This is a genomic window from Kocuria sp. MNB10, from assembly GCF_054073685.1.
This window is the reverse complement of record NZ_CM133411.1, coordinates 2,368,253-2,382,563: the sequence shown is the minus strand read 5'-3', so window position 1 is coordinate 2,382,563 and position 14,311 is coordinate 2,368,253. Positions and strand designations below refer to the sequence as shown.

Here is a 14,311-nt window from a genome sequence, read left to right as displayed (position 1 = left end):
TCAATGGCCTTCCGGTGACACCCCCGGAGCGGAGGAACCACCCGTTGGGGCGCCGTGGGCGGGGGCACCCCGGGACGGGGCACCGGCCGGTTCGGCGCTGCGAGCTGTCTCCAGAAGCGTAGCGTCATCCAGGGTGGGTTCGCCCGTGGCCGCTTGCAGCTTGCGGAACTCGGCGAGCAGATCCGCCACGGTGGCCTCGGCCTTCTGCTGCGCGTCCAGCTCGAAAAGGATGCGACCCTCGTGCATCATGATGAGCCGGTTGCCCAGCCGCAGGGCCTGGTCCATGTTGTGCGTGACCATGAGCGTGGTCAGGTGACGCTCGTTCACGATCCGCTCGGTGATCTCCGTGACGTGCTGCGCACGCTGGGGATCCAGGGCGGCCGTGTGCTCGTCCAGTAACAAGATCTCGGGTGCGGAGAACGTGGCCATGAGCAGGGACAGCGCCTGGCGTTGCCCGCCGGACAGCAACCCCACCTTGGCCCCCAGCCGGTGCTCCAGACCCAGTTCGAGGGTCTTGAGCTCCTGCTCGAACTCGTGGCGTCGGGCGCGGGTGACGCCGCGCGCGAGACCACGGGAGCGACCGCGGCGCTGCGCGATGGCCATGTTCTGCTCGATGCTCAGGGTGGGCGAGGATCCCTTCATGGGGTCCTGGAACACCCGGGAGATCCACGTGGCCTTGCGGTGTTCGGGAAGCCGCGTGACGTCCCGGTCCCCCACCATGATCCGGCCGCTGTCCGGGATGATCGTCCCGGACACCGTGTTGAGCAGGGTGGACTTGCCCGCACCGTTGGACCCGATGACCGTGACGAAGTCCCCGGGGTTGACCGTGAGGCTCACCCCGTTCAACGCCACGCGTTCGTTGACCGTCCCGGCGAAGAACGTCTTGTGCACGTCCTGTACGTTCAACATCCGATCACGCTCCCGTTCGTCCGGACACACCGGCGTCCACGGTGCGCCGGGCGCGGGATCGCACGTCCGCCTGCACCGCTTGCGCGGCCCTGAGGGTGCGGTGGCGCTTCCACCGCTTGTACACGCCGAGCTGCGGCAGCACGAGCGCGATCACCACGAGCACCGCGGAGATCAGCTTCATGTCCGAGGGGTTCAGTCCCGCCTGCAGCGCCACGGTGATCACCAGGCGGTACAGCACCGAGCCGAGGATCACCGCGAGCGTGGCGATCACCACGGTGCGCGTGCCGAAGATGCCCTGGCCGAGGATCACGGAGGCGAGGCCCACGACGATCATGCCGATGCCCATGCCGATGTCCGCGAAGCCCTGGTACTGCGCGATCAGGGCACCGGACAAGCCCACGAGGGCGTTGGACAGGCACAGACCGAGGATCTTCTGCCGGTCCGTATTCACCCCGAAGGAACGGATCATCTCCGGGTTGTCACCCGTGGCCTGCATGGCCAGGCCGGCGTCCGTGTACAGGAACCAGTCCAGTGCGAGCTTCACGAGCAGCACACCGACCAACAACAACAGCACTCCTACGACCGTCCCCTGCAGCCCGGCCTCGCGCAGGGGCGTGAAGACGGTCTCCTCGCGCAACAGCGCGAGGTTCGCCTTGCCACCCATAAGCCGCAGGTTCACGGAGTACAGGGCGGTCATGGTCAGGATGCCCGCGAGCAACCCGTTGATTCGCGCCTTGGTGTGCAGCAGCGCGGTGATCAGACCGGCGAAGGCGCCGACCACGAAGCCCACGACGGTCGCGAACCACGGGCTGCCGCCGTGCAGGATCACCATGGCCGCGGTGGCCGCCCCGCTCGTGAAGGACTGGTCCACGGTCAGGTCCGGGAAGTCCAGCACGCGGAACGTGAGGTACACGCCCAGGGCCATGATCGCGTAGATCAGCCCCAGTTCGATTCCGGCGATCACCGGCGTTACTCGATGACCTGGTCGGCCTGGTCCCGCAGGCTCTGCGGGATCTCCACGCCCATGGCCTTGGCGGCCTTGGCGTTAATGATGAGCTTGGTCTCTTTCTGGGACTCCACGGCCATCTCGCCGGGCTTGGCGCCGTCCTTGAGGATGCGCACCGCCATCTCACCGGTCTGCTTGCCCAGGTCCGTGTAGTTGATCCCCTGGGTTGCCAGGGCACCGCGCTCCACGGAGTCGCCCTCACCCGCGATCAACGGGATCTTCTTGGCCTCCGCGGCGGAGATCACGGCCTCGAGCCCGGCTACGACCTTGTTGTCGGTGGGCACGTAGATGGAGTCGGTGTCGAAGGACTCGGCGGCCTGGGCCACCTCCGCCGTGGTGGTCACGGTCTTCTCCTCAACCTTCAGACCCTCGGCCTGCGCGGCCTTCTTGGCCTCGTCCACCTGCACCTGGGAGTTGGTCTCACCGGAGCTGTAGATGATGCCCACGGACTTGGCGCCAGACTTGAGCTTCTTGATGAGCTGGATCTGCTCGGCCACGGGGTTCATGTCCGTGGTGCCGGTGACGTTGGCGCCGGGCGCATCCATGGAGTTCACGAGCCCCGCGTCCACGGGATCGGTCACGGCGGTGAACAGGACGGGCTTGTCCGTGACGGCCTGGGCCAGGGACTGGGCGGACGGCGTGGCGATGCCCAGGATCAGATCGTCGTTGGAGGACGCGAAGTTGGAGGCGATGTTGGTCGCGGTGGCCTGGTCGCCGGAGGCGTTCTGCACGTCCAGGGTCAGGTTCTCACCCTCCGTGTAGCCGCCGTCCTTGAGGGCCTGCACGAAACCTTCGCGGGCGGCGTCGAGCGAGGGGTGCTCCACGAACTGCGAGATGCCCACGGTGACCTTCTTGGTCTCACCGGACTGCCCACCGTTGTCGGATCCGCAACCTGTGAGCAGCAACGCCGCGGTGGTGGCCACGGCGGCGACCGGGAGTAAACGCTTCATGACGGGTAGTTCCTTTCCCCGAGGATCAATGATGAGTGGATATTATCTAACAATCGGTCGAAAAAGAGACGCAGCTCACATGTGCGGACAATCGGGCGCGTCGTCGAGCTCCCGCAGCGGCCCGTGGGCGCGTGTCGGCCGGGGCCCGTAGACTCTTCCGTTGACATGACTGAGCCCCGCATCCAGCCCCGCATCGTGTACCCGAACGACCTCCCCGTCAGCGCGCGCCGGGAGGACATTATGGCCGCGATCCGCGATCACCAGGTCGTGGTCATCGCGGGTGAGACCGGTTCCGGCAAGACCACCCAGCTGCCCAAGATGTGTCTGGAGCTGGGTCTGGGGGACGGCGGTCTGATCGGTCACACCCAGCCGCGCAGGATTGCGGCGCGTTCGGTGGCCGAGCGCATCGCCCATGAACTCGGGCAGCGCGTGGGCGACACCGTGGGCTACCAGGTGCGCTTCACGTCCGAGGTGGGCAAGGACTCGCGGATCAAGCTCATGACGGACGGCATCCTGCTGGCCGAGATCGGCCACGACCCGCAGCTGTCGCGCTACAACGCGATCATCATCGACGAGGCCCACGAGCGCTCCCTCAACATCGACTTCCTGCTGGGCTACCTCAAGCGACTGCTCCCCCAGCGCCCGGACCTGAAGGTCGTCATCACGTCCGCGACGATCGACCCGCAACGCTTCGCCGAGCACTTCGTGCTGCCGGACCCGCAGCACCCGGACGCCGACCCAGAGCCCGCCCCGATCATCGAGGTCTCCGGGCGCACCTACCCCGTGGAGATCCGCTACCGGCCACTGGCGCAGGAGCGCAGCGGGGACGGCGGCGAGGACGAGGACAACACCGGCGACGGGCTCGTGGACGAGGACCGCGACCCGATCGACGCCGTGTGCGACGCCGTCGTGGAACTCTCGCGCGAACCCCGCGGGGACATCCTCGTGTTCTTCGCGGGCGAGCGTGAGATCCGGGACGCCCAGGACGCGCTGCACAAGGTCATCGACTCGCACCGCTCCCTGGCCGGGACCCAGATCCTGCCGCTGTTCGGGCGGCTGTCCATGGCCGAACAGAACCGCGTGTTCGCGCCGTCCTCGCACCGCCGGATCGTGCTCGCGACCAACGTGGCCGAGACCTCGCTCACGGTCCCGGGCATCAAGTACGTGATCGACCCGGGCACCGCCCGGATCTCCCGGTACTCGGCGCGCACCAAGGTCCAGCGCCTGCCCATCGAGCGCATCTCCCAGGCGTCGGCGCGGCAGCGCGCGGGGCGCTCGGGGCGTACGTCCGACGGCGTGTGCATCCGGTTGTACTCCGAGGAGGACTTCGAGTCCCGGCCGGAGTACACGGACCCGGAGATCCTGCGCACGAACCTCGCCGCGGTCATCCTGCAGATGATCTCGGTGGGCGTGGTGGAGCAACCCCACGACATCACCCAGTTCCCGTTCGTGCAGAAACCCGATGCGCGCGCGGTCAAGGACGGCGTGGTGCTGCTGCGCGAACTCGGTGCCCTGCGCTCGGGTGCGGCGGACGCGGGCGACGACGCGGCGTCGTCGTCCGCGCGTGACGGGCACCGGGGGCGGCGCTCGCGGTCCGGGCGCCACCGCGGTCGGCAGAGCGGACCGCGGGGTCCGCTGACCCGCACGGGCGAGGTGCTCGCCGCGCTGCCGGTGGACCCACGACTGGGCCGGATGATCGTGGAGTCGCAGCGCCGGGGGTGCGTGCGCGAGGTGCTCGTGCTCACGGCCGCGCTCACGGTGCAGGACCCGCGGGAACGCCCGCTCGAGAAGCGCCAGGCGGCGGACGAGTTCCACGCGCGCTTCCGCGACAAGACCTCCGACTTCCTGTCCTACGGTCTGCTGTGGCAGTACCTGCAGGAGCAGCAGAGCGAGCTGTCCTCGTCCCAGTTCCGCAAGCTGTGCCGACGTGAGTACCTGAACTTCCTGCGGATCCGCGAGTGGCAGGACCTCTACGCGCAGTTGCGACAGATCGCACGCCAGGTGGGGATCGATGCCGGGGCGTCCCGGGAGATCGACGTCGCCTCGCACCAGGAGGCCGTGCACAAGAGCCTGCTGTCCGGGTTGCTGAGCAACATCGGCGTGCGGGACGAACGCACGCGCGAGTACCGCGGTGCGCGCGGGACCAAGTTCGCGATCTTCCCGGGCTCGGCCCTGTTCAAGACGTCCCCGGACTGGCTCGTGTCCGCGGAGCTCGTGGAGACCTCCCGATTGTGGGCGCGCACCAACGCGGCGATCAAGCCCGAGTGGGCCGAGGAGATCGCGCCGCAGCTCGTCAAGCGCAGCTACTCCGAACCCCACTGGTCCCGTTCCCGCGGGGCCGTGATGGCGTACGAGAAGGTCACGCTCTACGGGCTGCCCGTGGTGTCCGAGCGGCCCGTGTTGTTCTCCCGGATCGATCCCGAACTCTCCCGGGAACTGTTCATCCGCCACGCGCTCGTGGAGGGCGACTGGCAGACCCGCCACACGTTCGTCAAGCGCAATCGCAAGGCCCTGGCCCAGGTCGAGGAGCTCGAGAACCGCATGCGCCGCAAGGACCTGCGCGTGGACGACCAGGTGCTGTTCGACTTCTACGACGCGCGCGTGCCCGCGGACGTGGTCTCCCAGCGGCATTTCGATGCGTGGTGGAAGAAGGCCCGCCAGCGGGACGAGCACCTGCTGGACCTCACTCCCGAGGACCTGATCGCGCCCGAGGTCGCGGAGCTGGACACGGCCTCCTTCCCGCGGTCCTGGACCGTGGCATCCCCGGACGGCGAGCTGAGTCTGGACCTGGACTACGAATTCGCGCCCGGGGCGGAGACCGCGGACGGCGTCACGGTGCGGGTCCCCGTGCTGTTCCTGGACCGACTGGCCCCCGAGCAGTTCGAATGGCACATCCCCGGGCTGCGTGTGGAGCTCGTGACCGCGCTGATCAAATCGCTGCCCAAGGCCGTGCGGCGCAACTTCGTGCCCGCCCCGGACACCGCCGTCACCGCCGTGAAGCACCTGGACGCCGAGTTCGATCCGGCCCGCGACTCCCTCCTGGAGTCCCTGGCCACCGTTCTGCGGCGGTTGCGGGGCCACCCCGTCCAGGCCTCGGACTTCCACCCGGAGGCCCTGCCCGCCCACCTGCGCATGCGCTTCGAGGTGCGCGACGCCCGCAACTCGGTACTGGGCCGGGGCGACGACCTCACGGAGCTCAAACAGCGGTTGCGGCCCAAGGTCCGCGCGGCGCTGGCCGAGTCCCTCGGGGGCGCTGCGGCCCAGCTGTACGACGCCGCTCGGGGCAGCGCCGAGGGTTCGGCCTCGTCCGGTGACGACGCCGCCGCGGCCCGTCGCGGTCGCGGCAAGCGGGGCTCGGCGCGACCGGCCCCAGGGACTTCCCCCGGATCCGGCGCACCCCAGGCCGCCTCGCTGGAACGCACCGACCTCACGGCGTGGCCCGAACCCGATCCGCCGCGCCGCGTGGAGACGACCGTGGCGGGTCAGACGGTCACGGGATACCCCACACTCGTGGCGGTGCGGGACACCGATGCTTCGCAGCCACCCCGCGTGGACCTGCGGATCCTGAGCGACGCGGAGGAACAGCGCGCCGCGCAACGCGACGGCGTGATCGCCCTGCTGCACCGGACCCTGCCGTCCGTGCACCGCTACGTGGTGGACCACCTGAGCCAGAAGGAACGGTTGATCTTCACCCAGAACCCCCACGGTTCGGTCGAGGCGCTCATCACCGATTGCACGATCGCCGCGATCGACCGGCTGGTACCCGAGGAGCCGCCGTTCACGCGGGACCAGTTCCGGGCGGTCGCGGAGCACGTACGCGCCGAGCTGATCGACACGGTCTTCGCCGTCACCGCGCTCGTGACCACCGCGCTCACCGAGTCCAACACCGTGCGCAAACGGTTGAAGAAACCCGGGTCACTCGGGGCGGTCGCCGCGTTCAAGGACATGTCCGAGCAGCTCTCCCGCTTGATCCATCCCGGCTTCGTGGCCCGCACCGGGTGGCGGGCCCTGCAGCACGTGCCGCGCTACCTTGCGGGGATCAACGTGCGCCTGGACAAACTCTCCGGCCACCTGCAGCGGGACGCCGTGGCCATGCAGACCGTGCACGATCTCGAGGCCGAGTACCGCGCCGCGGTGGACGCCGTCCCCTCGACCGTACCCACGCCCGCTGCGCTGCGGGCCGTGCGCTGGGACCTCGAGGAACTGCGCATCTCGTTCTTCGCGCAGGAACTGGGCACCGCGCACACGGTGTCGGAGAAGCGGATCCGCAAGCGGTTGCGCGAGCTCGGCTGAGCGACACCGGCGGTTAAAGCCCGCCAGCGACGGGTGCATTGCACCCGCCGCCGGTACCCGTGAGCGAGGCCGTCGGTCGCTACTGCTGCGGGACCTCGTCCTGGTGGCCCTGGGCCTCGAGGGCCTCGCGGATCCGGCGGGCAGACTCGTCCAGGACCGCGGGGTCCGGGTCCTGATCCACCTGGGCGAAGTCGAACTCCTCGATCGAATTGGTGGGCCACACGTGCAGGTGGGTGTGGGGCACCTCGAAGCCCTGGATCATGAGCCCCACCCGTTTGGGCGTGAACGCGGCGTCGATAGCCTTGCCGATGAACTGGCTGACCTTCATGAGGTGCATGGCCAGCTCCACGGGTAGGTCCACCCACGCGTCGATCTCCTGGCGCGGGACCACCAGGACGTGGCCCTGGGACAGGGGCTGGATGGACAGGAAGCCCACGCAGTGCTCGTCCGCCCAGACGAACCGGCCGGGCAGTTCGCCCTCGATGATCCTGGTGAACACTGAACTCACGGTGATGTCCTTTCCGTCGGGTGGAACCGGCTGGTGGCCGGATGGGTCATGCGGTGTGGAGCTCCACGCTCTCGCGAGTGTCCAGGTGCCGGTACTCGGTCCCGTAGACCTGCGAGAAATGCTTGACCTGCTTCTCCACGACACCGAAGCCGGTCTCGGAGAGCAGCGCGTCGTGGATCTGGTACACCCGCTGCGCGCGGGTCGCGATGATGAAGTCGATGACCTCGGACATCTTGGACCACGGGGCGTGCAACGGGACCAGGACCGTGGGAACGGTGAGCCCGTGCGGGACGGTGAAGGAGTCCCCGGGGTGGAACACGGCGTCGTCGATCACGTAGCCCACGTTGGCGATGGTGGGGATGAGGGGGTGGATCAGTGCGTGCTGGCCCCCGTACGTGGCCACGGAGAACGGCCCCGCGGTGAACGTGGTGTCCGCCGACACGGCGTGCAACCGGTCCGTGTCCGTGATGTGCTCCGCGAGTTTCTCGATCACCTGGCCCGGGGCATGCACCGTGAGCTCGGGATCCGCCGAAAGGGCGGCGCCCAGCCGCTCGGCGTCGTAGTGGTCCGGGTGCTCGTGGGTGATGAGGACCGTGTCCGCTCCGCGCAGTGCCTCCTCGACCTCGGAGAACGTGCCCGGGTCGATCACGAGCACCGCGCCGTCCTTCTCGAGGCGCACGCACGAGTGGGTGAACTTGGTCAGCAACATGGCTTCACCCTAGCGGCTCGGTCCGCCCGTGACGACGCCGCCTGTGCATGTCCGCGCCGCACGTTAAGATGTCCCGGACGACCGCTCGCGGAAAGGACACCTGGGTTGAGCACCAAGACCACCGGAACCGCGGAGGTTCGCAACACCAAGCAGCGCCGTGCCGTGACCGGCGCGCTGCAGGGGTTGGAGGACTTCATCTCCACGCAGGACCTGCACCGGCTGTTGCGCGATCGCGGACAGTCGGTGTCCCTGGCCACCACGTACCGGATCCTGCAGTCCATGGCCGAGCTGGGTCAGGTGGATGTGCTGCGCAACGCCGAGGGCGAGGCCATCTACCGCCGGTGCGAGGCCGAGCACCACCACCATCACATCGTGTGCCGCTCGTGCGGCGCGGCCGTGGAACTCGAGGCTCCGGACGTCGAGACATGGGCGGAGGAGACCGCGCGCCGCTACGGCTACGCGGACGTGGACCACACCGTGGAGATCTCCGGGATCTGTGCCGAGTGCGGGGCCCGGGGCCGCGTCGAGTCCTCCGACGCCCGAGAAACCGCGAAACCCGCCCGGTGACCCGGATGTCACGCCGCGAGATCCTGCTCGTCCACAACGGCGCCTCCCTCGTGGGCCGGAACGCGTGCGAGCGCGCCGTGGGCATCCTGCGGGTCGGCGGCTACGACCCCCGACCGCTCAGCGCGGCCACCGCCCAGGCCCTCTCCCGCAATCTCACCGCGACCCTGCGCAACGCGTCCACCCGGATCGCCGCGGTCGTCGCGGTCGGCGGAGACGGCATGGTCCACCTGGTCCTGCAGTCACTGAACCGGTTGCGCGAGCAGGGCGTCGAGTTCCCGTTCGGACTGATCCCGGCCGGTTCCGGCAACGATCTGGCCCGGTTCCACGGTGTACCCGTGGGGGACGTCGAACGCGCGGCGGGCCGGGTGCTGCGCGGACTCGAGTCCCCCGAACGCAGCATGGACCTCGTGCACGTCACGTGCGCGGACGGCAGCCACCACGTGTGCGCGACCGCGGTGTACCTCGGCCTCGACGCCCGCGTGAACGCGCGCGCCAACCGCTGGTCCAGCGTCACGCACTCGGTCAAGTACGTCGCCGCGCTCGCCGTGGAGGCCTTCTCGATGCGCGCGCGGCGTTACGACCTGAGCTGGACCGGCCCGGACGGCGCATGCCACGTGAGTGACCGCACGCTGACCTTCCTGGCACTGACGAACACCTCGTCGATCGGGGGCGGGCTGACCATCGTTCCCCGCGCGGATCCCACGGACGGCTCGGGTGAGCTGTTCATGGTCTCCGACGTGGGCGCGCTGCGGCTCGCGTGGCTATTCCCCCGCTTGTTCCTGGGCACGCACGAATCCCTGCGGGAGGTCACCGTGGTGCCCGCCACGGCCGCGACCGTCGCGGCCCACGGTATCCCTTCCGAGCCGCGGGACGCGGCCTACGGCGACGGCGAACGGTTGGGTCCGCTGCCCGCCTCGCTCAAGGTGCTCCCCGCCGCGGTGCGCGTCCTGCTCTGAACCGCGCGACCGGCGCCGAGCGGCGTCGTCGACCGCGGTGTCGAACGGCGATACGACGACGAGCGCTCACGCACCGCGCGCACGCACCGCGAGACGAGCCACACGACGAACGAGATGGTCGTGACGTACGGGCTAATCGGGACGTTGCCGCCCAGCGCCAGGAGGATCCCGCCCACCATGGCGAGCTCGGCGAAGACCACGGAGAGCACCACGGTGCGCGCGGGACTCGAGGTGAGGTTCATGGCCGCCGCGGCCGGGGTGATCAGAAGCGCGAGCACGAGCAGCGCGCCCACGATCTGCACGGACATCGCGACCGAGATCCCCAGCACGACCATGAACACGATCGCCAACGAGCGCATCGGCAGCCCCTTGGCCCGGGCCACGAGCGGGTCCGTGCTCGCGAACGTCAGCGGCCGCCACATCACAAGCAGCGTGGCGAGCACCACCACGGACAGCACGATCATCGACGTCAACTGCAGGGAGGACACGGAGACGATCTGGCCCGTGAGCAGGGAGAACTTGTTGGAGGATCTGCCCTCGTAGAGGGACAGGAAGAGGATCCCGAGCCCCAGGCCGAAGGGCATGAGCACGCCCACGAACGAGTTGCCCTCCCGCGCGCGCAGGCCCATGAACCCCATGATGAGCGCGGCGAGCACGGACCCCACGAGGGACCCGGTGACCACATCGGAGCCGACCAACAGGGCCGCGGCGGCACCGGCGAAGGACAGCTCCGCGATCCCGTGCACCGAGAACGCGAGATCGCGCATCATCACGAACGTGCCCACGAGCCCGCCCACCAAGCCAAGCACCGCGCCCGCCCACACGGAGTTGCGCAGCAGGGACAGCAGTTCGCCGTAGTTTTCGAAGACGAACACGGAACCGAACAATGAGTTCCAGTCGATCGCGGCTAGGCTCACAGGATCAGCTCCTCCGGGGAATCGGTGTGGTGGGAGCTGTCCGGACGCCCGGCCACGAGGATGCGACCGTTGCTGCGCAGCACCTCGACGCGGGTCCCGTACAGCTCGGAGAGCACGTCCGAACGCAGCACCTGGTCCGGCGTGCCGATCCGGAACGAGCCGTTGGCCAGGTAGAGGATCCGGTCCACGTGCTCGATGATCGGGTTCACGTCATGGGTCACGAAGACCACGGCGCACCCGCTGCGTTCACGTTGTTCGTGCACGAGTTCGCTCACCACGTGCTGGTGATGCAGGTCCAGGGACAGCAGGGCCTCGTCGCACAGCACGAGCGTGGGGTCCGCAGCGAGCGCCTGGGCCACGCGCAGGCGCTGTTGCTCGCCCCCGGACAGGACGCCCACGGGGGCGTCCGCGTAGTCGGTGGCACCCACGCGTTCGAGCAACTCGTCCACGGTGCGGTGCACGCGGCGCGGATGCAGTCGGATCCCCCAGCGGTGCCCGTCCACGCCCTGCGCCACGAGGTCCCGGGCCCGCAGCGGCGTGTGCGCCGGGAAGCCGCGCTGTTGGGGCACGTACCCCACGCGGGCGGAGGCGGCCCGCGAACGGGTCCCGTTGACGCGTACGGTCCCGCTCGTGAGCGGGAGCAGTCCCAGCAGCACGCGCAGGAAGCTCGTCTTGCCGGTCCCGTTAGAGCCCAGGACCGCGAGGTACTCCCCCGGGGCGACGTCCAGGTCCAGACCGGACCACAGGGTGCGTTCCCCGAAGGCCAAGCGCGCATCCCTGAGCCGGACGACGGCGTCGTCGGCCCCGGAACGGGTGGTCACCTCGGGTGCTGATTGGGGTGCGTTCATGTCCCTACTTCTGGAGCCCGTGGGCCACGCGGTCCGCGTTCTGCGTCATCCACTGCTGGTAGTTCAGCCCGTCCGGGATGGTCTCGGTGAACTCCACCACGGGCTTGGCGGCGGCCCCGGCGGCCGAGCGCAACCGGTCGGTCTGCCCCGTGGAGGTCTGCTTGTTGAGGGCGAGCAGTTTCACGTCGCTGCCCTTGAGGAGCCCGAGGGTGTTGTTGAGCACCGCGGGTGCGGCGTCGGAGCCGGCGTCGATGGCCTCGGTGAACGCCTGCGGGGTCTCGTCGTGCAGGCCGGCGTCTTGCAGGAGGTACCCGGGCAGAGGCTCGGTCGCAATGTATCCGCCCGAGGCCTTGATCCCCTCGACCTTCTGTTCGACCGTGCCGAGCTCGTTCTTCACGCGCGCGGCGTTGTCCCGGTAGTACTCGGCGTTCTGCTGGTCCACCTGGCCGAGCTGCTCGGCCATGCGGTCCACGACCATCTGCATGCTCTCGACGTCGTACCACACGTGCTCATTGAAGTCGCCGTGGTGGTGTCCGGAGCCGTGGTCGTGGTCGTCGTGCGCGTCCTCTTCTCGCTGCAGACCGGAGGCCTCCACGGCGTCCACCACGTGCTGGCCGTCGGAGGCCAGATCGGTCATGAACTGGTCGTACCCACCCCCGTTGCACACCACGACGTCCGCCTTCTCCACCTTCAGCCGGTCCTGGGGGGTGGCCTCGTAGGAGTGGGGGTCCTGGGCGCTCGAGTCGATCACGGGGGTCGCGGAGACCTTGTCGCCACCCACCTGGGACGCGAGGTCCGAGTAGACGTTCGTGGAGGTGACCACGGCGATCTTCCCCGCACCGGGCGAACCCTGCGCGTCCGACGCGGTCCCGCTCGAACACCCGGCGAGCGCGAGACCCACCACCACGCCCGCGCCCAACACGCTCGTCCTACCCTTGCGCACGCTGCGCCCTGCGGTCATCGTCCATCTCCCTCGTCCGGCCCCCGGCTCCCGCCAATGAGAATCAATGTCATGTAGCCGTGCGTGAGCATATCATGAACCATTCTCAATAAGGGGCGTGGTGAGAACGGGCCGCTCAGGCCCAGGACTCGGAGCGGGGGCGGCCCTCGTCGTACCCGGACTTGGACTGGATGCCCACCACGGCGCGCGTCGCGAACTGCTCGAGCGTGGCCGCACCGGCGTACGTCATGGAGCTGCGAACCCCGGAGGTGATGTGGTCCAGCAGGTCCTCCACGCCGGGGCGCTGGGGGTCCAGGTACATGGTGGAGTTGGAGATGCCCTCCTCGAACAGGGCCTTGCGGGCCCGCGCGAAGCGGTCCTCCCCGGCAGTGCGGTGGCGCACGGCGCGCGCCGAGGCCATCCCGAAGGACTCCTTGTAGGCGCGCCCGTTGGCGTCAATGTTGATCTCACCGGGGCTCTCGTGCGTGCCCGCGAACCAGGATCCGACCATCACCTGGCTCGCGCCGGCCGCGAGCGCGAGGGCAACGTCGCGCGGGTGCTTGACCCCGCCGTCGGCCCACACGTGCTTGCCGAGATCGGCCGCGGCCTCCGCGCACTCGACCACGGCGGAGAACTGGGGGCGACCCACGGCGGTCATCATGCGCGTTGTGCACATGGCCCCGGGGCCCACGCCCACCTTGATGATGTCCGCACCCGCGCCCGCGAGGTCTCGCACGCCGTCCGCGGTGACCACGTTGCCGGCCACGATCGGCACCCGGGGGTCCAGGGCCCGCACGGCGGACACGGCCTCCAACGCTTTGACCTGGTGACCGTGGGCGGTGTCCACCACGAGGACGTCCACCCCGGCCTCGAGCAGTTGCTCGGCCTTGCCGGAGACGTCCCCGTTGATTCCGACCGCGGCGCCCACGCGCAACCGGCCATCGTCGTCCAGGGCGGGTGCGTAGATCGTGGAACGCACCAGGCCCTGGTGGGTCAGGATGCCCACGACCTCGCGTCCGCGCAGCACCGGGGCCACGTTGACGCGCGCGGCGGACATCGTCTCGTAGGCGGCGCGCAACACCTCCGGGTCGGAGTCCACGGGGAAGTCGCTGTCCTGGAACTCGGGGCCCTCCGAATGCGCCAGGTCCCCCAGTTGGGTGAAGCGGTCCACGTCCCGGCAGTCGGAGTCCAGGACCATGCCGGCGTAGTGCTCGTCCGCGTCCACGACGATGACCACGCCGTGGGGGCGTTTGTGCATGATCCCCAGGGCGTCGTGCACGGTGTTGCTGCGGTGCATCACCACGGGGGTCTCGTAGCGCGGCGAGCGCTGCTTGACCCACGAGGTCACCTCCGCGATCACGTCCAGCGGGATGTCCTGGGGCAGGATGCCCAGACCGCCGCGCCGGGCCATGGTCTCGACCATGCGCCGCCCGGTCACCGCGGTCATGTTCGCGGCCACGAGCGGGATGGTGGAACCGGTACCGTCCGCGGGGGCTAGATCGACGTCGAACCGGGAGGTCACCCGGGACATCGAGGGCACCAGGAAGACGTCATTGTAGGTCAGGTCCGTGGTGGGTGTCGTCAGGAATCGCACAAGAGGAGAGTCTACGTGCTCCGCCGCGGGCCGGCGGGCGGGCCGGCGGGTAGGTGGCAACCGTCCAGATGCCTCACTAGACTGAAAAACCGGTACGGCTTTGCGTGCGCGAAG

General features: G+C 69.2%; 12 protein-coding genes. 3 read left to right on the top strand and 9 right to left on the bottom strand.

Annotated features, from left to right (window positions below):
• From ACW9PK_RS10835 to ACW9PK_RS10825, 3 genes are read right to left on the bottom strand one after another with little or no spacing between them, the layout of a single operon-like run.
• Entirely contained in the window at positions 1-909 is a 909-nt protein-coding gene (locus ACW9PK_RS10835) for an ABC transporter ATP-binding protein (protein ID WP_144998089.1), read from the bottom strand.
• 4 nt (positions 910-913) lie between these two features.
• Entirely contained in the window at positions 914-1,873 is a 960-nt protein-coding gene (locus tag ACW9PK_RS10830; RefSeq protein WP_085106359.1) for an ABC transporter permease, read from the bottom strand.
• A 5-nt stretch (positions 1,874-1,878) separates the two neighbouring features.
• Positions 1,879-2,865 (bottom strand): ABC transporter substrate-binding protein, encoded by a 987-nt coding sequence (locus ACW9PK_RS10825; protein ID WP_064845344.1) that lies wholly within the window; start codon positions 2,863-2,865, stop codon positions 1,879-1,881.
• Positions 2,866-3,030: 165 nt separating this feature from the next.
• Between ACW9PK_RS10825 and hrpA the strand changes: the two genes are divergently transcribed.
• Positions 3,031-7,158: an ATP-dependent RNA helicase HrpA gene (gene hrpA / locus ACW9PK_RS10820; RefSeq protein ID WP_457015844.1), complete on the top strand. Its 4,128-nt coding sequence runs from the start codon at positions 3,031-3,033 to the stop codon at positions 7,156-7,158.
• A gap of 79 nt (positions 7,159-7,237) precedes the next feature.
• Here the strand turns inward: hrpA and ACW9PK_RS10815 are convergent, their stop codons facing one another.
• Both ACW9PK_RS10815 and ACW9PK_RS10810 read right to left on the bottom strand, forming a co-directional pair.
• Entirely contained in the window at positions 7,238-7,666 is a 429-nt protein-coding gene (locus ACW9PK_RS10815) for an HIT family protein (protein ID WP_035964690.1), read from the bottom strand.
• Between the two features lie 46 nt (positions 7,667-7,712).
• Positions 7,713-8,375, bottom strand: coding sequence for an MBL fold metallo-hydrolase (locus ACW9PK_RS10810; protein ID WP_144930691.1), 663 nt, complete (start codon positions 8,373-8,375; stop codon positions 7,713-7,715).
• Positions 8,376-8,480: 105 nt separating this feature from the next.
• On the opposite strand from ACW9PK_RS10810, the gene ACW9PK_RS10805 reads away from it, so the two are divergent.
• Both ACW9PK_RS10805 and ACW9PK_RS10800 read left to right on the top strand, forming a co-directional pair.
• A complete protein-coding gene (locus ACW9PK_RS10805) occupies positions 8,481-8,942 on the top strand; it encodes a Fur family transcriptional regulator (protein ID WP_064845348.1) in 462 nt (153 codons plus the stop codon).
• 5 nt (positions 8,943-8,947) lie between these two features.
• Positions 8,948-9,898 (top strand): diacylglycerol/lipid kinase family protein, encoded by a 951-nt coding sequence (locus tag ACW9PK_RS10800; RefSeq protein WP_457017206.1) that lies wholly within the window; start codon positions 8,948-8,950, stop codon positions 9,896-9,898.
• On the opposite strand, the gene ACW9PK_RS10795 is transcribed toward ACW9PK_RS10800, so the two are convergent.
• The 4 genes from ACW9PK_RS10795 to ACW9PK_RS10780 all read right to left on the bottom strand — a co-directional run bounded on the left by ACW9PK_RS10795 (position 9,820) and on the right by ACW9PK_RS10780 (position 14,197).
• A complete protein-coding gene (locus ACW9PK_RS10795) occupies positions 9,820-10,815 on the bottom strand; it encodes a metal ABC transporter permease (RefSeq protein ID WP_457015842.1) in 996 nt (331 codons plus the stop codon). The genes ACW9PK_RS10800 and ACW9PK_RS10795 overlap by 79 nt on opposite strands.
• Positions 10,812-11,663 (bottom strand): metal ABC transporter ATP-binding protein, encoded by an 852-nt coding sequence (locus ACW9PK_RS10790; RefSeq protein WP_457015841.1) that lies wholly within the window; start codon positions 11,661-11,663, stop codon positions 10,812-10,814. The genes ACW9PK_RS10795 and ACW9PK_RS10790 overlap by 4 nt, the downstream gene beginning before the upstream one ends.
• Before the next feature lie 4 nt (positions 11,664-11,667).
• Positions 11,668-12,624: a metal ABC transporter solute-binding protein, Zn/Mn family gene (locus tag ACW9PK_RS10785; RefSeq protein ID WP_457015839.1), complete on the bottom strand. Its 957-nt coding sequence runs from the start codon at positions 12,622-12,624 to the stop codon at positions 11,668-11,670.
• 115 nt (positions 12,625-12,739) lie between these two features.
• Positions 12,740-14,197, bottom strand: coding sequence for a GuaB1 family IMP dehydrogenase-related protein (locus ACW9PK_RS10780; protein WP_457015837.1), 1,458 nt, complete (start codon positions 14,195-14,197; stop codon positions 12,740-12,742).
• Positions 14,198-14,311 lie beyond the last annotated feature (114 nt).

Bases quoted from the DNA above. Each gene is read 5' to 3' on its own strand.
- hrpA (WP_457015844.1), top strand. From the start codon at position 3,031: ATGACTGAGCCCCGCATCCAGCCCCGCATCGTGTACCCGAACGACCTC.
- ACW9PK_RS10810 (WP_144930691.1), bottom strand. From the start codon at position 8,375: ATGTTGCTGACCAAGTTCACCCACTCGTGCGTGCGCCTCGAGAAGGAC.
- ACW9PK_RS10825 (WP_064845344.1), bottom strand. From the start codon at position 2,865: ATGAAGCGTTTACTCCCGGTCGCCGCCGTGGCCACCACCGCGGCGTTG.
- ACW9PK_RS10785 (WP_457015839.1), bottom strand. From the start codon at position 12,624: ATGACCGCAGGGCGCAGCGTGCGCAAGGGTAGGACGAGCGTGTTGGGC.
- ACW9PK_RS10800 (WP_457017206.1), top strand. From the start codon at position 8,948: ATGTCACGCCGCGAGATCCTGCTCGTCCACAACGGCGCCTCCCTCGTG.
- ACW9PK_RS10790 (WP_457015841.1), bottom strand. From the start codon at position 11,663: ATGAACGCACCCCAATCAGCACCCGAGGTGACCACCCGTTCCGGGGCC.
- ACW9PK_RS10835 (WP_144998089.1), bottom strand. From the start codon at position 909: ATGTTGAACGTACAGGACGTGCACAAGACGTTCTTCGCCGGGACGGTC.